Source organism: Actinophytocola gossypii (assembly GCF_025165815.1).
Taxonomy (GTDB): domain Bacteria; phylum Actinomycetota; class Actinomycetes; order Mycobacteriales; family Pseudonocardiaceae; genus Actinophytocola; species Actinophytocola gossypii.
The window spans coordinates 34,878-55,550 of sequence record NZ_JAFFZE010000033.1 but is presented as its reverse complement, the minus strand read 5'-3'; the positions used below and the strand labels follow the sequence as shown (position 1 = coordinate 55,550).

21 protein-coding genes are annotated in these 20,673 nt (G+C 73.2%); 16 read left to right on the top strand and 5 right to left on the bottom strand.

Translation table 11 applies throughout. From position 1 onward, the window contains the following. The first annotated feature begins 372 nt into the window (after positions 1-372). A complete protein-coding gene (locus JT362_RS34430; protein WP_260196122.1) occupies positions 373-1,404 on the top strand; it encodes a hypothetical protein in 1,032 nt (343 codons plus the stop codon). Positions 1,405-1,408: 4 nt separating this feature from the next. On the opposite strand, the gene JT362_RS34425 is transcribed toward JT362_RS34430, so the two are convergent. Next, positions 1,409-2,221, bottom strand: a complete 813-nt coding sequence (locus tag JT362_RS34425; RefSeq protein WP_260196120.1) for a dienelactone hydrolase family protein — start codon at positions 2,219-2,221, stop codon at positions 1,409-1,411. Between the two features lie 64 nt (positions 2,222-2,285). On the opposite strand from JT362_RS34425, the gene glmS reads away from it, so the two are divergent. From glmS to tsaE, 5 genes are all read left to right on the top strand, one after another. After that, positions 2,286-4,145: a glutamine--fructose-6-phosphate transaminase (isomerizing) gene (gene glmS, locus JT362_RS34420; RefSeq protein WP_260196118.1), complete on the top strand. Its 1,860-nt coding sequence runs from the start codon at positions 2,286-2,288 to the stop codon at positions 4,143-4,145. A gap of 4 nt (positions 4,146-4,149) precedes the next feature. Further along, a complete protein-coding gene (locus tag JT362_RS34415; RefSeq protein WP_260196116.1) occupies positions 4,150-5,577 on the top strand; it encodes an NAD(P)H-hydrate dehydratase in 1,428 nt (475 codons plus the stop codon). 345 nt (positions 5,578-5,922) lie between these two features. Continuing rightward, the gene (gene alr / locus JT362_RS34410; protein WP_260196114.1) at positions 5,923-7,035 is read left to right on the top strand and encodes an alanine racemase; all 1,113 of its coding nucleotides are present in this window, start codon (positions 5,923-5,925) and stop codon (positions 7,033-7,035) included. Continuing rightward, positions 7,032-8,093 (top strand): alpha/beta fold hydrolase, encoded by a 1,062-nt coding sequence (locus JT362_RS34405; protein ID WP_260196113.1) that lies wholly within the window; start codon positions 7,032-7,034, stop codon positions 8,091-8,093. Before alr ends, JT362_RS34405 begins: the two co-directional genes overlap by 4 nt. After that, a complete protein-coding gene (gene tsaE, locus JT362_RS34400; protein ID WP_260196112.1) occupies positions 8,078-8,554 on the top strand; it encodes a tRNA (adenosine(37)-N6)-threonylcarbamoyltransferase complex ATPase subunit type 1 TsaE in 477 nt (158 codons plus the stop codon). Before JT362_RS34405 ends, tsaE begins: the two co-directional genes overlap by 16 nt. Positions 8,555-8,575: 21 nt before the next feature. On the opposite strand, the gene JT362_RS34395 is transcribed toward tsaE, so the two are convergent. Further along, positions 8,576-9,229 (bottom strand): HAD family hydrolase, encoded by a 654-nt coding sequence (locus JT362_RS34395; RefSeq protein ID WP_260196111.1) that lies wholly within the window; start codon positions 9,227-9,229, stop codon positions 8,576-8,578. Beyond that, positions 9,226-9,825 (bottom strand): TetR/AcrR family transcriptional regulator, encoded by a 600-nt coding sequence (locus JT362_RS34390; RefSeq protein ID WP_260196109.1) that lies wholly within the window; start codon positions 9,823-9,825, stop codon positions 9,226-9,228. The genes JT362_RS34395 and JT362_RS34390 overlap by 4 nt, the downstream gene beginning before the upstream one ends. A gap of 75 nt (positions 9,826-9,900) precedes the next feature. On the opposite strand from JT362_RS34390, the gene JT362_RS34385 reads away from it, so the two are divergent. The 8 genes from JT362_RS34385 to JT362_RS34350 are packed head-to-tail and all read left to right on the top strand — an operon-like array spanning position 9,901 to position 15,984. Beyond that, the gene (locus JT362_RS34385; RefSeq protein ID WP_260196108.1) at positions 9,901-10,935 is read left to right on the top strand and encodes an aldo/keto reductase; all 1,035 of its coding nucleotides are present in this window, start codon (positions 9,901-9,903) and stop codon (positions 10,933-10,935) included. 9 nt (positions 10,936-10,944) lie between these two features. Further along, a complete protein-coding gene (locus JT362_RS34380; RefSeq protein WP_260196107.1) occupies positions 10,945-11,832 on the top strand; it encodes a P1 family peptidase in 888 nt (295 codons plus the stop codon). A 10-nt stretch (positions 11,833-11,842) separates the two neighbouring features. Next, positions 11,843-12,541, top strand: coding sequence for an HAD family hydrolase (locus tag JT362_RS34375; protein ID WP_260196105.1), 699 nt, complete (start codon positions 11,843-11,845; stop codon positions 12,539-12,541). A 32-nt stretch (positions 12,542-12,573) separates the two neighbouring features. Then, complete coding sequence (tsaB, locus tag JT362_RS34370) at positions 12,574-13,209, top strand: tRNA (adenosine(37)-N6)-threonylcarbamoyltransferase complex dimerization subunit type 1 TsaB (RefSeq protein WP_260196104.1); 636 nt, start codon at positions 12,574-12,576, stop codon at positions 13,207-13,209. Then, positions 13,206-13,679 (top strand): ribosomal protein S18-alanine N-acetyltransferase, encoded by a 474-nt coding sequence (gene rimI / locus JT362_RS34365; protein WP_260196103.1) that lies wholly within the window; start codon positions 13,206-13,208, stop codon positions 13,677-13,679. Before tsaB ends, rimI begins: the two co-directional genes overlap by 4 nt. Beyond that, positions 13,680-14,723 carry a tRNA (adenosine(37)-N6)-threonylcarbamoyltransferase complex transferase subunit TsaD gene (gene tsaD / locus JT362_RS34360; RefSeq protein ID WP_260196102.1) on the top strand — a complete coding sequence of 348 codons (1,044 nt, stop codon included), beginning with the start codon at positions 13,680-13,682 and terminating at the stop codon, positions 14,721-14,723. A 33-nt stretch (positions 14,724-14,756) separates the two neighbouring features. Next, positions 14,757-15,656: a TIGR01777 family oxidoreductase gene (locus JT362_RS34355; RefSeq protein ID WP_260196101.1), complete on the top strand. Its 900-nt coding sequence runs from the start codon at positions 14,757-14,759 to the stop codon at positions 15,654-15,656. Between the two features lie 10 nt (positions 15,657-15,666). Then, entirely contained in the window at positions 15,667-15,984 is a 318-nt protein-coding gene (locus JT362_RS34350) for a DUF4873 domain-containing protein (RefSeq protein ID WP_260196100.1), read from the top strand. Between the two features lie 58 nt (positions 15,985-16,042). On the opposite strand, the gene JT362_RS34345 is transcribed toward JT362_RS34350, so the two are convergent. Beyond that, on the bottom strand, positions 16,043-17,953 hold the full coding sequence (locus tag JT362_RS34345) for an N-acetylmuramoyl-L-alanine amidase (protein WP_260196127.1): 1,911 nt from the start codon (positions 17,951-17,953) through the stop codon (positions 16,043-16,045). Positions 17,954-18,212: 259 nt separating this feature from the next. Between JT362_RS34345 and groES the strand changes: the two genes are divergently transcribed. Further along, positions 18,213-18,506 carry a co-chaperone GroES gene (groES, locus tag JT362_RS34340; RefSeq protein WP_157529493.1) on the top strand — a complete coding sequence of 98 codons (294 nt, stop codon included), beginning with the start codon at positions 18,213-18,215 and terminating at the stop codon, positions 18,504-18,506. A 79-nt stretch (positions 18,507-18,585) separates the two neighbouring features. Next, positions 18,586-20,223: a chaperonin GroEL gene (gene groL, locus JT362_RS34335; RefSeq protein WP_260196098.1), complete on the top strand. Its 1,638-nt coding sequence runs from the start codon at positions 18,586-18,588 to the stop codon at positions 20,221-20,223. 67 nt (positions 20,224-20,290) lie between these two features. On the opposite strand, the gene JT362_RS34330 is transcribed toward groL, so the two are convergent. After that, the gene (locus tag JT362_RS34330; RefSeq protein ID WP_260196097.1) at positions 20,291-20,590 is read right to left on the bottom strand and encodes a WhiB family transcriptional regulator; all 300 of its coding nucleotides are present in this window, start codon (positions 20,588-20,590) and stop codon (positions 20,291-20,293) included. Positions 20,591-20,673 lie beyond the last annotated feature (83 nt).

Sequence of the window (20,673 nt, the reverse complement as noted above, 5' to 3'; positions counted from 1 at the left end):
GTGGATTCGCAGTGTGGGACGGATTTGGAGGGGCGGATTCGTTCGGATGACTGTGATTTGAATGATGAGAACAAGGAGTATGTGCGGCGGGAGTGCAAGGCGTGGATTCGTGATTCGTTCAATGTTGATTTGCATGATTCTTTGTATGAGACTTTCACGCAGACGTGTGATGACGCCGCGGAGGCGGTGAACAGGTTTTATGAGGAGTTGAATTCGTATTTGGGGGAGTACGAGAACAAGTTTGGTGAGGCTTTGCCGCCGCAGCAGCCGGGTCCGACTGGCCCCGGCCCGACCGGCCCAGGCCCGACCGGGCCGGGGAGCCCCGGTGGTCCGAGTGGTCCCGGTGGACCCGGCGGTCCCTCGATGCCGCCGGTGAGCACCCCGCCGCCGAGCATGCCCGACCCTTCGTCCACCGACATGTCCTCCGCGGACGTGCCGACCGTGCCGTCCAGCGTGGGCGGTCCGTCCGGTTCGACGAGCCCGCAGTTCTCCGGACCCGGCTTGGTGCCACCCGGTTCCTCGTTGGGGGACACCGGCCTGTCCGGTCTTCCCGGCGGTCAACTGCCCGGAGCGTCCCTTCCCGGTGCCGGCATGCCGGGCGCCGGCAAGGAGGTGACCATCCGCGACGGCAACCGGACGATCACCGTCGGGCAGCCCGACGTCCGCGGCCGCAGCACGGTCACCGTCGACGACGGCAAGGGCGAACCGTCGGAGTACGTGGTCGACTGGACCGCCGAGCCGGGTGAGGTGCCCGAGGACGGCGTCATCCAGGCCGAGAACGGCAAGGCGGTGATCCAGGACGGCGACGCGGCGATCACGCTGGAGCAGGTCCCCGGCCCGACCGACCGCCTGAAGATGACCGTCGACGACGGCACGCCCGAGACCTACGACATGGACTTCGGCCCGGACTCCGATCTGCCCGGCGCCGACACCCCGCTCCCGGAGGTGACCCCGCCGTCCAGCTTCGGCTCCGGCGCGGAATCCCTGGCCGGTGGCGGCGGAGGCGGCGCTGGCGGCGGCGGTGGCTCGTTCGGCGGCGGCGGTGGTGTTGGTGGTGGCGGTGGCTCGTTCGGCGGTGCCGAGACCCCCGGCACGTCGGGTGCCGCCCCCGGCGGCGGCGCTCCGGGTGCGATGACCGGCTCCCAGGCTCCCGACGGCGGACCAGAGCAGCGCCCGGCGGCGGCCTCGGCTTCCGGCGGCGGTGCCGGTGGGGGCGGCGGCCAGCCCGGCGCGATGGGCGGGATGCCGATGGGCATGGGCGCGGGCGGCGGTCAGGGTGGCGGCGACCAGACCCGGCAGAGCAAGTGGCGCACCACCGGCCAGCTGTTCGACGACCAGGACCCCGCGGCCAACTTCAGCGGCGTCGTCGGCCGCGATCCCGGGGAGAAGCCGCCGAAGAAGTAGGCGGTCAGGCCGCCTGGGCGGTCTCGATGACGGTGCCCTTGACGTCGGCGTCGAGGACCGGGGCGTAGCGGCGGTTGCCGGCCAGGTGGACCAGGAAGAACGCGGTCAGCAGGACACGTGCGACGCGCTGGGTGGCGTACTCCGCCTTGCCGGGGAGCAGCAGGTTCGACCAGTGTCGTCCCTCGGTGAAGCCCATGTGCGTCGCCTTCGGCAGGGTCCGAAGGCCGGCCTCGCCCGCCCAGTTGGAGGCGATCAGGCTCGCGTGGCCGACCGCGGGCGCCACCAGGTCCTTGCCCGCCGCGAGGTGCAGCGACGGCATCCCGCACCGGCTCGCCGCGTCGGTCGCGAACGGCTTGGTCTGGGTGGCGGCCATGGTCGCCACCGCGCGCACCCGGGAGTCCTCGGCCGCGGCCAGGACCGCGCAGCCCCCACCCACCGAGTGTCCGGCCAGCCCGAGCTTCCCGGCGTCCACGCTCACCGAACCGTCGCCGAGCCGCACGCCGGTGCACACGTCCAGCGCCGTCCGCAGGTCGGCCGCGAACAGGCGGTGGGACGCCAGCGGACCGAGCTGCGTCCCGGGCGCGGCCACCACGAACCCCCACGACGCCAGGTGCCGCAACAGCCCCCGGTACCGCACCGGTGGCTGCAGCCACCCGTGTGCGAACGCCACCGCCGGCAGCCCCAGCCCCTCGGCCGGTGTGTGCACCACGCCCGGCAGCCCCACCAGGGCGAGGTCGCCGCGCAGTACCCGGTGCGGCCCCTGGTGCGACAGCTCCTCGACGAGGTGCTTCGCCTTGCTCGCCAGCCTGGTCGCCATGAACGGTGACCCTATCGAGATCCGGGGCGGGCCGCCGCCGCCCGGCCTCGTTACGCTCTGACGAGTGTGCGGAATCGTGGGATACGTAGGGCATCGCCCCGCGCTCGAGGTCGTCCTGGGCGGCCTGCGGCGGCTCGAGTACCGTGGGTACGACTCGGCGGGCGTCGCCGTCCTCGCTGGTCAGGGGCTCGCGGTCGAGCGGAAGGCCGGGCGGCTGACCAACCTGGAGGCCCGGCTCGACGAGGTCGGCCGTGACGGGTTCGCCGGTACCGCCGGCATGGGGCACACCCGCTGGGCCACGCACGGCCCGCCGGTCGACCGGAACTCCCACCCGCACCGCGACGTGACCAACCGGGTCGCCGTGGTGCACAACGGGATCATCGAGAACTTCGCCGCGCTGCGCGCCGAGCTGGAGGCGGGCGGGGTCGAGTTCACCAGCGACACCGACACCGAGACCGCCGCCCACCTGGTCGCGCACGCCTACGACGCGGGTGACACCGCGGGTGACCTGCCGGCCAGCGTCCGTGCGGTCTGCCGCCGGCTCGACGGCGCGTTCACGCTGGTCGTCACGCACGTGGACCAGCCGGACCTGATCGTCGCCGCCCGCCGGTCGTCGCCGCTGGTGGTGGGACTCGGCGAGGGAGAGACGTTCGTCGCCTCCGACGTCGCCGCGTTCATCGAGCACACCCGCGACGCCGTGGAGCTGGGCCAGGACCAGGTGGTGACGATCACCCGCGATGGCTACCGGGTCACCGACTTCGCCGGCGAGGACGTCGACACCCGGCCGTTCCGGGTCGACTGGGATCTCTCGGCCGCCGAGAAGGGCGGCCACGAGTACTTCATGCTCAAGGAGATCGAGGAGCAGCCGACGGCGCTGGCCGACACGCTGCGCGGCCACTTCGGTGACGGCCGGATCATCCTCGACGAGCAGCGGATATCCGACCAGGACCTGCGGGACGTGGACAAGGTGTTCGTGGTGGCGTGCGGGACCGCGTACCACTCCGGCCTGGTCGCCAAGTACGCGATCGAGCACTGGACCCGGCTGCCGGTCGAGGTCGAGCTGGCCTCGGAGTTCCGCTACCGGGACCCGGTGCTCGACCGGGACACCCTGGTCGTGGCCGTGTCGCAGTCCGGGGAGACCGCCGACACGCTGGAGGCCGTGCGGCACGCGCGCGAGCAGAAGGCCAGGGTGCTCGCGGTCTGCAACACCAACGGCGCGCAGATCCCGCGCGAGTCCGACGCCGTGCTCTACACCCACGCCGGCCCGGAGGTCGGGGTGGCGTCGACCAAGACGTTCCTGGCCCAGATCGCGGCGATCTACCTGGTCGGGCTGGCCCTCGCGCAGGCACGGGGCACCAAGTACCCGGACGAGGTCGCCCGCGAGTACGACGGGCTGTGTGCGATGCCGGACGCGGTCGCGCGGGTGCTCGGCACGGTCGAGAAGGTCCGGTCGCTCGGCCGCTCGCTGGCCGAGGCGAAGGCGGTGCTGTTCCTCGGCCGGCACGTCGGCTACCCGGTGGCGTTGGAGGGCGCGCTCAAGCTCAAGGAGCTCGCGTACATGCACGCCGAGGGCTTCGCGGCGGGTGAGCTCAAGCACGGCCCGATCGCGCTGATCGAGGAGGGCCTGCCGGTGGTGGTGGTGATGCCGTCGCCGAAGGGGCGGGCGGTGCTGCACCAGAAGCTGCTGTCGAACATCTCCGAGATCCAGGCGCGCGGCGCGCGGACGATCGTGATCGCCGAGGAGGGCGACGAGACCGTGCGCCCGTTCGCCGACGAGCTGGTGGAGGTGCCGGCGGTGCCGACGCTGATGCAGCCGCTGGTGTCGACGGTGCCGCTGCAGGTGCTGGCCGCCGAGATCGCCAGGACGCGCGGCTACGACGTGGACAAGCCGCGGAACCTGGCGAAGTCGGTCACGGTGGAGTAGCGGCGTGTACGGCGTGTGGACGGTCGGGCAGGTCAGGGCCGCCGAGGACGAGGCGCTCGCGCGCACGCCGGCCGGGGCGCTGATGCGCCGGGCGGCGTTCGGCGTGGCCGTCGCGGCGGCCGAGGTGCTGCGCGAGCGGACCGGCGGGGTGCGCGGGCGGCGGGTCGTGCTGCTGGTCGGCTCGGGCAACAACGGCGGCGACGCGTTGTGGGCCGGGCACTTCCTGCGGCGTCGGGGTGTCGCGGTGACCGCCGTGTTGCTGGCGCCGGATCGCGCACACGTGGAGGGGCTGGCGGCGTTGCGCCGGTCCGGTGGTCGGGTGGGGATCGCCGACCGGGCGGACCTGGTGATCGACGGCATCGTCGGTCTGTCCGCGCGGGGTCCGCTGCGTGCCGAGGCCGCGGACTGGGTGTCGCGGCTCGCGGCTCCGGTGCTGGCCGTCGACCTGCCCAGCGGGGTCGACCCGGACACCGGCGACGCGCCGGGTGCGGCGGTGGACGCGGCGGTGACGGTGACGTTCGGCGCGCGCAAGCCGGTGCACGTGCTGTCCGCCCGATCGGGTGACGTGCGGGTGGTTGACCTGGGGCTGGACCTGCCGGATCCGAACCTGCGGGTGCTGGAGGCGGCGGACGTGGGGCGCGCGTGGCGGCTGCCCGGGCCGGCGGACGACAAGTACACCCAGGGAGTGACGGGGGTCGCGGCCGGCTCGGCGACGTATCCGGGTGCGGCGGTGCTGACGACGGGCGCGGCGGTGCGGGCGACGTCCGGGATGGTGCGGTACGCCGGCTGGGCGGCCGACGAGGTGCGCTCGCGCTGGCCGGAGGTGGTCGCGACGGGGTCGGTGGCGGACGCGGGGCGGGTGCAGGCGTGGGTGGCGGGGCCCGGTCTGGGTACCGGCCAGGTGAGCCGTGATGTGCTCGGGGCGGTGCTCGGTGCCGGGGTGCCGACGTGTGTCGACGCGGACGGGATCACGCTGCTGGCGCGGTACCCGGAGCTGTGGGACCGCCGGGATCCGGACCAGGTCGTGGTGCTGACGCCGCATGACCGGGAGTTCGCGCGGCTGGCCGAGCCGTTGGGGATCTCGCTCGGGGTGGATCGGGTGGCGGCGGCGCGGGCGTTGGCCTCGCGCCTGGGCGTGCTGGTGCTGTTGAAGGGGAACGCGACGGTGATCGCGGAGCCGGACGGGCGGACGCTGGTGAGCCCGGCCGCCTCGTCGTGGCTGGCGACGGCGGGGTCGGGGGACGTGCTGACGGGGCTGGTCGGGGCGGCGCTGGCGGCGGGTGGGGACCCGCTGCTGGCGGTGGGGTGTGCGAGTTGGGTGCATGTGCGTGCGGGTGTGCTGGCCGCGGGGGGTGCGCCGACATCGGCGTCGGTGGTCGTGGACGCCATTCCGGGCGCGGTACGCGAGGCGGTCGTGGCGGCGGGTCGGTAGGGGGAGCGTCGGTGGACGGTGTGCTGGCGGGTCATGAAGCGATCGTGCCCGCGGGGCGGTAGCGAGCCCGGGTAGTTGTCCACAGCCTGGATCGGGGGCCGAGTTGTCCACAGGCCTGGTGCTCATCGACCGGGATCGTCGGTGCTCGGCGGTAGTGTGGAACTCAGGGGTCCCCCTTGCGCGCGGTGGGGACGTCTGAGGGCGGGTGTTTGCTATCGCACCGGGTCGAGGGGCGGCTGGGTTTGAGCGCGGCTGGGTCTGGGCGCGGCTGGGTTTGGGGCCGATGGATTTGGGCGCGGCTGGGCGCGGGGGTGCTCCCTGCGCTGTGGGAGCATGAAGCGCGTTATGGCTGATGGGAACCTGCCTCGGGCCGAGGTCGTCGTTGATCTTGGGGCTGTTCGGCACAATGTCTCGCTGCTCGTGGCGCGGGCGGGCGCGTCCGGGGCCGCGACGATGGCCGTTGTCAAGGCCGATGGGTACGGGCACGGGGCCGTGCCGGTCGCTCGGGCCGCTGTCGAGGCCGGGGCCGCCTGGCTCGGGGTCTGTTCGCTCGGGGAGGCGCTCGCGCTCCGGGACGCTGGCATCGACGTACCGGTGCTGAGCTGGCTCGACACCATCGACACCGACTTCGCGCCTGGTGTCGCGGCGGGGATCGACCTGTCGGTTTCCAGCAGCCGCGAGTTGGGGGCGATCGTCGAGGGGGCGCGGGCGGCCGGCGCGCGGGCCAGGGTGCATTTGAAGATCGACACGGGGTTGTCCCGGAACGGGTGTCCCCCTAACGAGTGGGCGGAGTTGGTGGCGGCCGCTGCGGGCGCGCCGGAGGTCGAGCTGGTGGGCGTGTGGTCCCACCTCGCCTGCGCGGATGAGCCGGGGCATCCTTCGGTGGACCTGCAGGCGCGGAGGTTCCGGGAGGCCTGCGCGGCGGCGGGCACGCCCGTGCGGCACCTGGCGAACTCGGCGGCCACGCTGGACCGGCCCGACCTGCACTTCGACCTCGTACGGGTCGGGATCGCGATGTACGGGCTGAACCCGCTGCCCTACGCGCAGGACCTGCGGCCGGCGATGACCTTTCGCTCCTCGGTCGCGCTCACCAAGCGGATCGCGGCGGGGGAGTCGGTGTCCTACGGGCAGACCTGGACGGCCGACCGGGACACGAATCTCGCGTTGGTTCCGGTCGGGTACGCCGACGGGGTGCCGCGGCTGCTCTCCGGGCGGATGGACGTCCTCCTCGCTGGGCGGCGGCGGCCGGTCGTCGGGCGGGTCTGCATGGACCAGCTCGTCGTGGACTGCGGGGACGACCGCGTCCCGGTCGGCGAGGAGGTCGTGCTGTTCGGGGACGGCACGCGGGGTGAGCCGACGGCCACCGAATGGGCGAACACGATCGGGACCATCGACTACGAGATCGTCACCGGGATGTACCGGCCCCGCATCGTCCGTACCTACCGGGACGCGCGGTGACCGTCTCCCGCAAGGTCGGCACGATCATCGGTACCGCGATCGGGCTCGCCGCGGCGGGCACCGCGTTCGCCGTGTCCCGCCGCAGGTACGACCGGGAGCCCGGTGAGCCGCTCGGGCGGCTGCGGCCGGACCGCACCGACACCGTCATCGCCGACGACGGGATCGAGCTGGCCGTCGAGGAGGTGGACCCGGCGGACGGCGGCCGGCCAGAGCTGACCGTGGTGTTCGTGCACGGGTTCGCGCTCTCCCGCCGCTCCTGGCACTTCCAGCGCAAGGCCCTCGCCCGGCTCACCGAGCCGCGCGTCCGCCAGGTCCTCTACGACCACCGCAGCCACGGCGACTCCGGCCGCGCCACCGAGGCCTCCAGCACCATCGACCAGCTCGGGCGCGACCTCGGCGAGGTGTTGGACAAGACCGCAGCCGGGCCCGTCGTCCTCGTCGGACACTCCATGGGCGGGATGACGATCATGGCCCTGGCCGAGCAGCGTCCGGAGCTGTTCGCCGACCGGGTCTGCGGTGTCGCGTTCGTCGGCACCTCGGCCGGGGAGATCGGCAAGAGCGGGTTGCCGCGGCCGCTGCTGTCCCGCTACAACCCGCTGACCCGCGGCCTCGGCCGGCTCGCCGACTGGCAGCCCGGCATGGTCGAACTCGTCCGCGCCGCCGGCGGGCAGCTCACCCGCAGCGCGGTCCGCTCCCTCGCGTTCGGCTCCCGCGACGTCAGCCCCGCGCTGGTCGACTTCCTGCTCGAACTGCTCGACGCCACCCCGGTCCGGGTGCTCGCCGACTTCGTCGACACCCTCGGCACGCACAACCGCTACGCCGCGCTCGCCGGGCTCAAGCACACCCACGTGCTGGTGCTCTCCGGCGACGCCGACCGGATGACCGCGTTCTCGCACGCCGAGCGGATGGCCGTCGAGCTGCCGGACGCCGAGCTGGTGCGGGTGCGCGGCGCGGGGCACATGGTCATGTTCGAACAGCCGCAGCTGGTCAACGACCACCTGGTGATGCTGGCGCAGCGGTGCGCCTACGGGAAGGACAGGAAATGGTGGCGCAGGTGACTGCGGTCGAGCTCCCCACCGAGCAGGACACGCTCGACTTCGGCAGGCGGATCGGCGCGCTGCTCGAGCCCGGCGACCTGGTGCTGCTCGCCGGCCCGCTCGGCGCCGGGAAGACCGTGCTGGCCAAGGGGATCGCCGCCGGGCTCGGCGTGCTGGGCCGGGTCAGCTCGCCCACGTTCATCATCGCCCGCGAGCACCGGCCGGCACCGGATGGGCGCGGGATCCCACTGGTGCACGTGGACGCCTACCGGCTCGGCGGCCTCGACGAGATGGACGACCTCGACCTGGACACCTCGCTGGTCGACGCCGCCATGGTCATCGAGTGGGGCGAGGGCACCGGCGAGCGGCTCTCCGCCGACCACCTGCTGATCCGGCTGACCCGCCGCGAGGACGACGCCCGGCTCGCCGAACTCGACCCGCACGGCACCTGGACCGACCGGCTCACCGCCCTCACGCGCTGAGCACCTCACCGTCAGCGAGGCTCACCGGCCTCGCGCGTCGAGTGCCTCCAGCAGCGCGCTCGGCCGCTCGTCCGTCGGCGACGGCTCCACCAGGGCGAAATCCATGCCGACCGACACCGCGCCGCCGTCGGCGTCCTCGCTGTCGCCGACCATCAGCGTTCGCGCCGGGTCGACGCCGAGCCGCTGGCAGGCGACCGTGAAGATCTTCGGATCCGGCTTCATCACGCCCTCCTCGTAGGACAGGACGTACTCGTCCACCAGGTCCGCCGCGCCGTGCAGGGCGAACACCTCCCGGATGTCCCAGGCGATGTTGCTCACCACCGCCACCCGCACCCCGGCCGCCCGCAACCGCCGCAGCGCCGGCAGCGTGTCCGGGTAGGGCTGCCACGCGCTCGGATCGGTCATCCGCTCGTACAGCACCTCCGCCACGTCCGGCGCGACCGGGATGTCGCTGGTGGTCAGCGCCGCCAGGTACACCGCGCGGTGCGTCTCCGGGTCGAGGTCCCGGCGCGCCCAGTCGTCGGCGAGCTCCGCCGGCAGGTGCTCCGCCGACCGGGTCGACGCGGTCAGCAGCGCGAACAGCTCGTCCCGCCTCGGCTCGTCGGCCAGCCACTCCGGGCCGGGCTCGAGGCGGAACAGCGTGCCGGAGTAGTCGAACAGAACACCCTGGATCATGGTTCCCACCCTACGTACGCCCCCGCGACCGCCGCCGCGACCGCCGCCCGCGCTGCCCGGTCGGCGGCGGCCTCGTCGAGCGGGCCGGCGGTGGTGAGCAGCCGGTAGTACAGCGGCGCCGAGACCGCGCGGACGACCTCGTGCGGGTCGGTGCCGGCGGGGACCTCGCCGCGCTCGATCGCCTGGCGGACGCACGGGGCCCACTCGGCGACCCGGACCTCGTAGAAGCGGTGCAACGCCCGCGCGGTGTGCTCGTCGCCGGTCGCCGCCGCGATGACGGCCTTGAACAGCGCGCCCTGGCGCGGGTCGGCGAGGGTGTCGCGGACCAGGCGGGCGTTGGCGGTGAGGTCGCCGAGCAGCGAGCCGGTCTCGGTGCGCGGCAGCGACTCCTCGGCCATCTCGGCGAGCAGGTCGGCGACGAGCCCCGCGACGGTGCCCCAGCGCCGGTAGACGGTCGTCTTGCCGACCACCGCCCGGCGGGCGACGTCGGCCAGGTCGAGGTGCCCGAACCCCTGCTCGGCCAGCACGTCCCCGGCGGCGCGCAGCACCGCCGCGCGTACCCGGGCCGTGCGGCCACCTGGCCGGTTCGCGGTCATAACGGGACTCCAGTTCCATTAGCGAGCGAGTCCATGCTAGCTTAACGGAACCGTAGAACCGTTAGGGGAGGAACGATGGAGTACCGCAGGTTGGGCGCGTCCGGGCTGACCGTGCCAGCGCTGGGTTTCGGCGCCGGCACCTTCGGCGGCCGGGGTGAGCTGTTCGGCGCGTGGGGCGACACCGACGCCCGGCAGGCACGCCGCATCGTCGACCTCTGCCTGGACGCCGGGGTGACGCTGTTCGACACCGCCGACGTCTACTCCGACGGCGCGTCCGAGGAGGTGCTCGGCGCGGCCATCCGCGGCCGCCGCGACCGGGCGCTGATCTCGACCAAGCTCGGCCTGCCGACCGGTGACGGGCCGAACGACGCCGGCTCGTCCCGCGCGCGGCTGGTCAGCGCGACCGAGGCCGCCCTGCGCCGGCTCGACGTCGAGCACGTCGACCTGCTGCAGCTGCACGCCTTCGACGCCGGCACTCCCGTCGAGGAGGTGCTGTCCACCCTGGACGACCTGGTGCGCGCGGGGAAGGTGCGCTACGTCGGCGTGTCCAACTTCGCCGGCTGGCAGCTGATGAAGTCCCTCGCCGTCGCGGAGCGCTACGGCTACCCGCGCTACGTCGCCCACCAGGTGTACTACTCGCTGGTCGGCCGGGACTACGAGTGGGAGCTGATGCCGGTCGCCGCCGACCAGGGCGTCGGTGCGGTGGTGTGGAGCCCGCTCGGCTGGGGGCGTCTCACCGGCCGGATCCGGCGCGGGCGGCCGTTGCCCGAGGGCAGCCGCCTGCACCGCACCGCCGCGTTCGGCCCGCCGGTGCCCGACGAGCTGCTGTACCGGGTGGTCGACGTGCTGGACGAGCTGGCCGAGGAGACCGGGCGCACGGCGCCGCAGCTCGCCCTGAACTGGCTGCTGCGCCGGCCGACGGTGGCGTCGGTGCTGGTCGGCGCGCGCGACGAGGCACAGCTGCTGGACAACCTCGGCGCGGTGGGCTGGTCGCTGGAGCCCGACCAGGTCGCCCGGCTGGACGCGGCGAGCACGGTGCCGGCGCCGTACCCGTACTACCCGTACCGCACCCAGGAGGGCTTCGCGCGCGTCAACCCGCCGGCGGCGTAGGAAGACCGCATGCACAACGCGATCACCGACGTGCCGGGCGTCCTCGTCGGGCACACCACGGTTCGTCGGCCACCCGACATCCACACCGGCGTCACCGCGATCGTCCCCGCCGGCATCGGGCCACACCGGCCGGTGCCGGCCGGGCTCTTCGTCGGCAACGGGTTCGGCAAGCTGGTCGGCGCCACCCAGCTCGCCGAACTCGGTCAGCTCGAGTCGCCGATCGTGCTGACCGGCACGCTCTCCGCCTTCCGCGCCGCCGACGCGCTGGTCACCTGGATGCTCGCCCAACCGGAGAACACCGACGTCACCACGTTCAACCCGGTCGTCGGCGAGTGCAACGACGGGTACCTGTCCGACATCCGTGCCCGGCCGGTCACCGAGGCCCACGTCCTCGACGCGATCGCCGCCGCCGCGCCGGGGCCGGTCGAGCAGGGCTGCGTCGGCGCCGGCACCGGGACCGTCGCGCTCGGGTACAAGGCCGGCATCGGCACCGCGTCCCGCCGGCTCGGCGGGCACACCCTCGGCGTCCTGGTGCAGGCCAACTTCGGCGGCACCCTGCGCCGGTGGCCCAGCCCCGACCCGACACCCGAGCACGGCTCCTGCGTGATCGTCGCCGCCACCGACCTGCCGCTCGACGCCCGCCAGCTCGGCCGGCTCGCCCGCCGGCTGGTGTTCGCGCTCGGCCGGGTCGGCGCCGCCTACGCGGGCGGCAGCGGCGACTACGGCATCGCGTTCGCCACCACCCGGGGCGAGCCGGTCCCCGACGCCGAGCTCAGCCCGCTGTTCGAGGCCGCCCTGGACGCCACCGAGGACGCCGTGCTCAACTCGCTGTTCGCCGCCACCACGACCACCGGGCGCCTCGGTCGCACCGGAAAAGCACTCGCGCCCCGGCCTTAGGCTGGAGGCCATGCGCGCGGTGATCTTCGACTGGGGTGGCACGCTCACCCCCTGGCTGCCCGTCGACCAGCGAGCCGCGTGGCGCAGCTACGCCGACGCCGTCCACCCGGGCGACGCCGAGCGGGCCGCCACCGTCGCCGCCGCGATCCTCGCCGCCGAGGAGGCCGCCTGGCGGCTCGTCCGCGACGAGCACCGCGCGTTCACCATCGCCCAGGTGCTCGCCGCCGCGAGTGCCGTCGAGCACCTGGACGGGTTCACCGCGTACCGGGCCTACTGGGAGCACGCCACGCACACCGACCCCGAGGTCGCCCCGCTGGTCACCGCGCTGCGCGAACAGGGGCTGCGAATCGGCGTGCTGTCCTCGACGCCGTGGCCCGCCGCCTGGCACGAGGAGGTGCTGCGCCGCGACGGCGTGCTCGACCTGTTCCACGCCACCGTGTGGAGCAGCGACCTGGAGTACACCAAGCCGCACCCGTCGGCGTTCCTGACCGCGATGGCCGCGGTCGGCGTCGACGACCCGGCCGACTGCGTCTACGTCGGCGACCGCCCCTACGACGACATCAGCGGTGCCAAGGGCGTCGGGATGCGCGCGGTGCTGGTCCCGCACAGCGACCTCCCGGCCGACCAGCGGGTGCCGGTGGACGTCGAGCCGGACGCGGTCCTGCGACGGCTGTCCGACCTGCCCTCGGTACTCGACCGCTGGCGCTGACCCGCGCGGACGCCCGGCTAGGCTTGGGTGCCGTGCTGGTTCTCGCCCTCGACACCGCCACCCCCGCGGTCACCGCCGGAGTGGTCACCCTGAACGGTGACCTCGAGGTGCTCGCCGAGCGGGTCACCGTCGACGCCCGCGCGCACGGCGAGCTGCTGACCCCGCACCTCCTCGCCGCGCTCGCCGACACCGGCCGCACACTCGCCGACGTCGACGCGATCGTCTGCGGCATCGGGCCCGGCCCGTTCACCGGCCTGCGCGCCGGCATGGCCACCGCCGCCGCCCTCGGTCACGCGCTCGGCATCCCGGTGCACCCGGTCTGCACCCTGGACGCCATCGCCGCCGGCACCGAAGGGCCCCTGCTGGTCACCACCGACGCGCGCCGCAAGGAGCTGTACTGGGCGACCTACGACGACGGCGCCCGCGTCACCAGCCCCGCCGTCGGCCCGCCGGCGACCCTCCCGGCCGCGCCGGCCCGCGCCGGCACCACCCTCTACGGCGACGTGCTGACCATGCCGCACACCGGCGTCGAGCACCCCAGCCCCGCCGGCCTGGTCCGCGCGGCCACCGGACAGCTCGACCGGCCGGCCCGCCCACTGGTGCCGATGTACCTGCGCCGCCCGGACGCCACCGTCCCCGGCACGCGCAAGCGGGTGACCACGCCGTGACCGTCCGGCTCGCCCCCCTCGACCGCGCCGACCTGTCGCGGGTCGCGGAGCTGGAACGGCAGCTGTTCGCCGGCGACGACCCGTGGAACGAGTCCACCCTGCGCGCCGAGCTCGACCACGGCAACCACTACCTCGGCGCCTACGCCGAGGACGGCTCGCTCGTCGGCTACGCCGGCATCTCCATCGTCGGCTCGCGGCTCGACGCCGAGGCCAGCGTGCACACCATCGGCGTCGACCCCGCCTGGCAGGGCAGGGGGGTCGGCCGCGCCCTGCTCGAGGGTCTGCTCGCGGTCGCCGACGAGTGGCACGCGCCCGTCTACCTCGAGGTGCGCACCGACAACGCCCCGGCCATCGGCCTGTACCGGACGCACGGGTTCACCACCATCGGCCGCCGGCGCGGGTACTACCAGCCCTCCGGCGCGGACGCGTTCACCATGGCCCGGCCGGCACGGGTCAGGGAGGAAGCCTGAATGAGTCTGGTCCTCGGCATCGAGAGCTCGTGCGACGAGACCGGCGCCGGCATCGCGAAGCTGCACCCCGACGGGCGGATCGAGCTGCTCGCCGACGAGGTGGCGTCCAGCGTCGAGCTGCACGCCCGGTTCGGCGGCGTGGTCCCCGAGGTCGCCAGCCGCGCGCACCTCGAGGCCATGGTGCCGACGGTGACCCGCGCGGTGACGAAGGCCGGGGTCGAACTGGGCGACCTGGACGCGGTCGCGGTGACCTGCGGGCCAGGGCTCGCCGGCGCGCTGCTGGTCGGGGTGTCCGCGGCCAAGGCGTACGCGGCCGCGCTGAACGTGCCGCTCTACGGCGTCAACCACCTGCCGGGCCACGTCGCCGCCGACACCCTGCAGCACGGGCTGCTGCCCTCGCCGTGCCTGGCGCTGCTGGTCTCCGGCGGGCACACCCAGCTGCTGCGGGTCGACGACCTGGCCGGCAAGATCACCGAGGTCGGCTCCACCATCGACGACGCGGCCGGCGAGGCCTACGACAAGGTGGCGCGGATCCTCGGCCTGCCCTACCCCGGCGGCCCGCCGATCGACAAGGCGGCCGCGAAGGGCGACCCGGAGGCCATCCGGTTCCCGCGCGGGCTCACCGGCCCGCGGGACGCACCGTTCGACTTCTCCTTCTCCGGGCTGAAGACCGCGGTCGCGCGCTGGGTGGAGCACCGCGAGCGCGACGGGCTCCCCGTGCCGGTCGAGGACGTGGCGGCGTCGTTCCAGGAGGCGGTCGCCGACGTGCTGACCGCCAAGGCCGTGCGTGCCGCGAACGAGCTGGGAATCGGCACGATGGTGCTCTCCGGTGGGGTGGCGGCGAACTCCCGGCTGTCCGGGCTGGCCGCGCAGCGGTGCGCCGAGGCCGGCATCGAGCTGCGGGTGCCCCGGCCCCGGCTGTGCACCGACAACGGCGCGATGATCGCCGCGCTCGGCGCGCACCTGGTGGCCGCCGGCACCCGGCCGTCCGCGCTGGACCTGTCCGCGGACCCCGCGCTGCCGGTCGGCACGGTGTCCGTCTGAGAGGTTCGTCACGTCTACCCGTAGGCTCGCCGCGTGCACGTCGCGGTCACCGGTTCCACCGGCCTCATCGGCCACGCCCTGATACACCACCTGCGGGATGCGGGCGACCGCGTGGTCCGGCTGGTGCAACGCCGGCCGAGCGCGCCGGACGAGGTGCTGTGGTACCCGGAGCTGGACACCGAGGGGCTGGCCGGCGTGCAGGCGGTCGTGCACCTGGTCGGCGAGCCGGTGCACGGGCGCTGGACCGAGCACCACAAGGAGTCCATCCGCGAGTCCAGGGTGGGCGGGACGGGTGCGCTGGCGTCCGCGCTCGCCGCCATGGAGGACGGGCCGAGGACGCTGCTGTGCGCGTCGTCGGTCGGCTACTACGGCGACCGGGGCGAGGAGGTGCTGACCGAGGCGAGCGGGCCGGGTGAGGGGTTCCTGGCGTCGGTGCACCGGGAGGCGGAGGAGGCCGCGGCGGTCGCCGACCGGGCCGGGCTGCGGGTGGTGCACCTGCGGCTGGGGATCGTGCAGTCGGCCGAGGGTGGGGCGCTGGCGTACCTGCTGCCGCGGTTCCGGCGGGGGCTGGGGATCCGGGCGGGTGCCGGGGGTCAGTGGGTGAGCTGGGTGTCGCTGCCGGACGTGGTGCGCGCGGTGTCCCACGTGCTGGTCACGCCGACCCTGGCCGGTCCGGTGAACGTGGTCGCGCCGCATCCGGTGGCGAACCGGGAGTACGCGGACATCCTGGCTGCTGTGCTCGGTCGGCCGAGGTTCCTGGCGTTGACCAGGGGGTTGACCAGGCGGATGTTCGGGGTGGAGGTCGCCGAGCAGATCGTGCTGGCGAGTACCAGGGCCGTGCCGGAGCGGCTGCTGGCTTCCGGGTTCACCTTCCGGCACGCGACGTTGGAGGCGGCGTTCCGGGACCTCCTGGATACCTATTACTTGCGGTAACATACCCGCCATGGAGCATGACGAGGACGGCTACGAGGGCCCGGCGACGTTGGTGGTCGACGCGACGGAGCTGCCGGTCACGGTCACGTTGACCGGCCACTTCGAGCCGATCGACGGCAAGTACCACTGGTACGGGCGCGTCCAGCCGAACGAGGAGCTGACGGCGTTGCTCGACTCCCGCAAGGGCAGGGCGGTGATCCGCACCCCGCACGCCGAGGCCGACGCCACGCTCAGCGACCCCGACCCGTGGGGGCGCTACCGGATCACCGGCACCACCCACCCCCCGTTCCCCATCCCCACGACCCTCGCCGAGGTCGAGCAGCACTAACCCCGCGAGTCGTACGTTCCCGTTGCGCGAGTCGTACGTTCCCGTCGTAGCCGGGGTTCTACCGCGACACCGACGGCCGCAGGTCCACGTCGGCCAGCTTGACGTAGGCGACCCGGTGGCCGAACTGGACCTGCACGTACTTCGTCTTCCCCCGTACCACCGTGTGGTTGCCGGCGTCGTAGCTCACCGCCCAGTAGTACTCCGACCCGGTCACCAGTCCGACCGCGTACTCCTGCCCGGCCGGCAGCGTGTACTGCAGCGGCACGATCTCCTGCGGCGTGATGTGCTCCGGGTACGCCGACGCCTCGGGATACGCCCGCCCGTACACCGGAACCGACTCCCGGCCCCGCTTCGGCGTCGCCGTCAACCCGATCGACCACTCCGCGGTCGGCGCGTGCCGGGGGTTGTGGAACCAGCCCTTCTGCCCCAGGTACCAGATCGCCGTCCAGTCGCCCCGCCGGTCCGCGATCGCGTACTGCTGACCGGTCTCCACCCGGCTCGAGTGGTCGGAGATGTGCATCGTGCCCGGCGAACCGTCCGGGTGCAGCCCGATGTCGGTCAGCAGCGGCGCGTCCGACCGCGGCTCGGTGCGCAGGATCACCGACGTCGACCCGCGGGACGGGCACGGCTCGCCCTCGACCTCGCAGCCGGTGAACGCCGGCCGGTTCGTGTCGAAGTCCGGGTTGATCGTGACCAGGCCCGCCCGCGGCGTCCCCACCCCGCGGAACGGCTTGCCGAGCAGGTCGAAGTAGTGCGCCCAGTCCCAGTACGGGCCCGGATCCCAGTGCATCCCGCGCACCGTCGACGGGACCGTGCCCGGCACGTTGTCGTGGCCGATGATGTGCGCCCGGTCCAACGGGATCCGGTGCTTGGCCGCGAGGTACCGCACCAGCTTGGCCGAGCTCCGGTACATCGCCTCCGTGTACCAGGTGCCCTGCGCGGCGAAGCCCTCGTGCTCCAGGCCGATCGACTTCGAGTTGACGTACCAGTTGCCGGCCTGCCAGGCCACGTCCTTGGCCTTCACGTGCTGGGCGATGTGCCCGTCGGCGGACCGCAGGCTGTACTGCCAGCTCACGTACGTCGGGTCCTGAACCAGGTCCAGCGTGGTGTCCCAGGTCGCCTCGGTGTCGTGGATGACGATGTACTCGATCTTCTGCGACTCCGGCCGGTTCGCCTTGTCGTGGTTGCCGTAGCCGCCCTCGAACTCCTCGTACGGCGCCGGCAGCCACTCGCAGCCCAGCCCGCGCGGGCACTCGGCCTCGTCCTCGTCGGTCTGCCGCAGCCCGAGCCGAGCCAGCTGCCCGGTGTTCGGGTCGACGGCCCGGGCGGCCAGCCGCATCCGCTGGCCGTCGTCGGTGACCCGCTCGGCGCCTTCCGCGATCGTGGCGAAGACCTCGTCGGCGAAGTTCGCCGCGGTGGCGGTGTCGGTGGCGCCGGAGTACCTGGCGACCGCGCCGTACCAGTCGGCCGGGCGGTCGGAGTCGACGCCGAGCTCCCGCTGGTGGTGGGCGAGCAGGGCGGCCCCGCCGCGGATGTTCTGCCGGACGTCGGTGCGCAGCGTCGCCTCGTCGACCCCGGTCAGGTCGGCGGCCAGCTCGACCGTGCGCAGGGTCGGCGACGACAGGTCCAGCTCACCGGGCTCCGGTCGCAGCGTCGGGCGGGCGGTGTCGCCGCGCGGGTCCTCGGTGCCGTCGTCGTGGTGCGTTCCACCGGTGTTGGCGGCGGCGACGTCGGTGAGGTGCATCGGCCCGTACCCGGCGCTGGTGCTGGGCGTGCCCGCGTTGACGTTCCACCTGGACTCCAGGTACGAGACGCCGAGCAGGACGCTCGCCGGCACGCCGAACTCCTCGGCAGCCGCCGCGTACTGCCCCTGCCGGTCCGCCGGCGGCGACTCGGCCGTCGCGTTGACGGCCCCGACGGCCACCGAAGCGGTGGCAACAGCAACGATGATCGCTGACGACCGGCGCATGGCGTCCTCCCAGGACGGGCTCTGCAACAGGATCACTCTGGTACCACCGGCCCGCCGCGTCAATTGTTCGCGCCCAATCAGCGGACTTGGTGAGCACTTGACCGCAGGTGGAGCCCTCGTTGCACCGTTAGCAGTCGCCTGGGTAGAGTGCCAGATGTACGGCCGACACCGCCCCGACACCCGCGACGGCGGGGTGGCAGGAGCCGCAGCAACAAGGTAACTGCCAACGCAATCGAGTCGACCCGTGGAGGTCACCGCGGTGAGCGTGAACATCAAGCCGCTCGAGGACAAGATCGTTGTCCAGGCGAGCGAGGCCGAGGCCACGACGGCGTCCGGCCTTGTCATCCCGGACACGGCCAAGGAAAAGCCCCAGGAGGGCAAGGTGCTGGCCGTCGGCCCGGGCCGGATCGACGACAACGGCAACCGCGTCCCGCTGGACGTATCGGTCGGCGACGTCGTCATCTACTCCAAGTACGGCGGCACCGAGGTGAAGTACAACGGCGAGGAGTACCTCATCCTCTCCGCCCGCGACGTGCTGGCCGTCGTCAACTGACGCCTGGCTTACACAACCCACAGCGCCCCGGTGGCCCCAAGGGGCTGCCGGGGCGCTGTGGGTTCGAGAAAGGTAGGACATGCCCAAGCAGATCAGCTTCGACGAGGACGCTCGTCGGGCGCTCGAGCGCGGGGTGAACAAGCTCGCCGACGCCGTCAAGGTGTCGCTCGGCCCTCGTGGCCGACACGTCGTCCTCGCCAAGAAGTTCGGTGGTCCGACCGTCACCAACGACGGCGTCACCATCGCCCGCGAGGTCGAGCTCGAGGACCCGTTCGAGAACCTCGGCGCCCAGTTCGCCAAGAACGTCGCCACCAAGACCAACGACATCGCCGGTGACGGCACCACCACGGCCACCGTGCTCGCGCAGGCCATGGTCCGGGTCGGCATGCGCAACGTCGCCGCCGGCGCCAACCCGTCCGCGCTCGGCGCGGGCATCCAGCTCGCCGCCGACGCGGTCGTCGACGCGCTGCGCGGCAAGGCCACCCCGGTCAAGGGCCGGGACAACGTCGCCCAGGTCGCCGCCGTCGCCTCCCGCGACACCTCGATCGGCGCGCTGGTCGGCGAGGCCATCGAGAAGGTCGGCGAGGACGGCGTGATCACCGTGGAGGAGTCCTCCACGATGGCCACCGACCTCGTCATCACCGAGGGCGTCCAGTTCGACAAGGGCTACCTCTCCGCCTACTTCGCCACCGACCCGGAGGCGCAGGAGGCCGTGCTGGAGGACACCTACGTCCTGCTGCACCGGGAGAAGATCTCCTCCCTCAACGACCTGCTGCCGATCCTGGAGAAGGTCGCCCAGGCCGGTAAGCCGGTGCTGATCGTCGCCGAGGACGTCGACGGGGAGGCGCTGTCCACCCTGGTCGTCAACTCCGTGCGCAAGACGATCCGCGCGGTCGCGGTCAAGGCGCCGTTCTTCGGCGACCGGCGCAAGGCGTTCCTGGACGACCTCGCGGTCGTCACCGGCGCCAGCGTGGTGTCCACCGACACCGGCATGAAGCTGTCCGAGGTCGACCTGGACGTGCTGGGCACCGCCCGCCGCGCCGTGATCACCAAGGACGACACCACGATCGTCGACGGCGGTGGCTCGAAGGCCGACGTGGACGCCCGCTCGGAGCAGATCCGCCGCGAGATCGAGGCGACCGACTCCGACTGGGACCGGGAGAAGCTGTCCGAGCGGCTGGCGAAGCTGGCCGGCGGCGTCGCGGTCATCCGGGTCGGCGCGGCCACCGAGACCGAGCTGGCCGAGCGCAAGCACCGCATCGAGGACGCGGTGGCCGCGGCCAAGGCCGCCGTCGAGGAGGGGATCGTCCCGGGCGGCGGCACCGCGCTGGTGCACGTCGGCGCCGAGCTGGCCGCGCTGGCCGAGGCGCAGTCCGGGGACGTCGCCACCGGTGTCCGGTTGGTGCGGGAGGCGCTCAGCGCGCCGCTGCACTGGATCGCGGCCAACGCTGGCCTCGAGGGCGCCGTCGTCGTGTCCAAGGCGGCGGAGATGGAGTGGGGCCACGGTTTCAACGCGGCCACGCTGACCTACGGCGACCTGGTCGCCGCCGGCATCGGTGACCCGGTGAAGGTCACCCGCTCGGCGGTCACCAACGCCGCGTCCATCGCCCGCATGGTGCTCACCACCGAGGCGTCGGTCGTGGACAAGCCGGAGGAGGAGCCGGAGGCCGCCGGTCAGGGCCACGGCCACGGGCACGGTCACGGGCCCGGTTTCTGAGACACAGAGAAGACACAGAGAAAAGGACGCCTCCGCCGCGGCGGAGGCGTCCTTTTGTCGTCGTGGGTCAGTTCGCCACGGCCAGGGTGCGCTTCTCCAGCTTGATGATCGCCTCCCGCTCGCCCTCGGAGAGCCCACCCCAGATGCCGTACGGCTCGTGCACCGCCAGCGCGTGCTTGCGGCACAGTTCCAGGACGGGGCACGCCTGGCAGATCGCCTTCGCTCTGGCCTCCCGACGGGCTCTGGCCGGGCCCCGTTCGCCGTCGGGGTGGAAGAAGAACGCGCTGTCCATGCCGCGGCAGGAACCGTCGAGCTGCCAGTCCCACACATCCGCGTTGGGACCGGGGAGCCTTCGAGTGTCCGCCATCGTGACCGCCTCCCTAGCCGGATCCGTCTACTGCCGGCTACTCCATTCGGTGCAGCGGGACCAACGCTAGAACCGCGCCAATG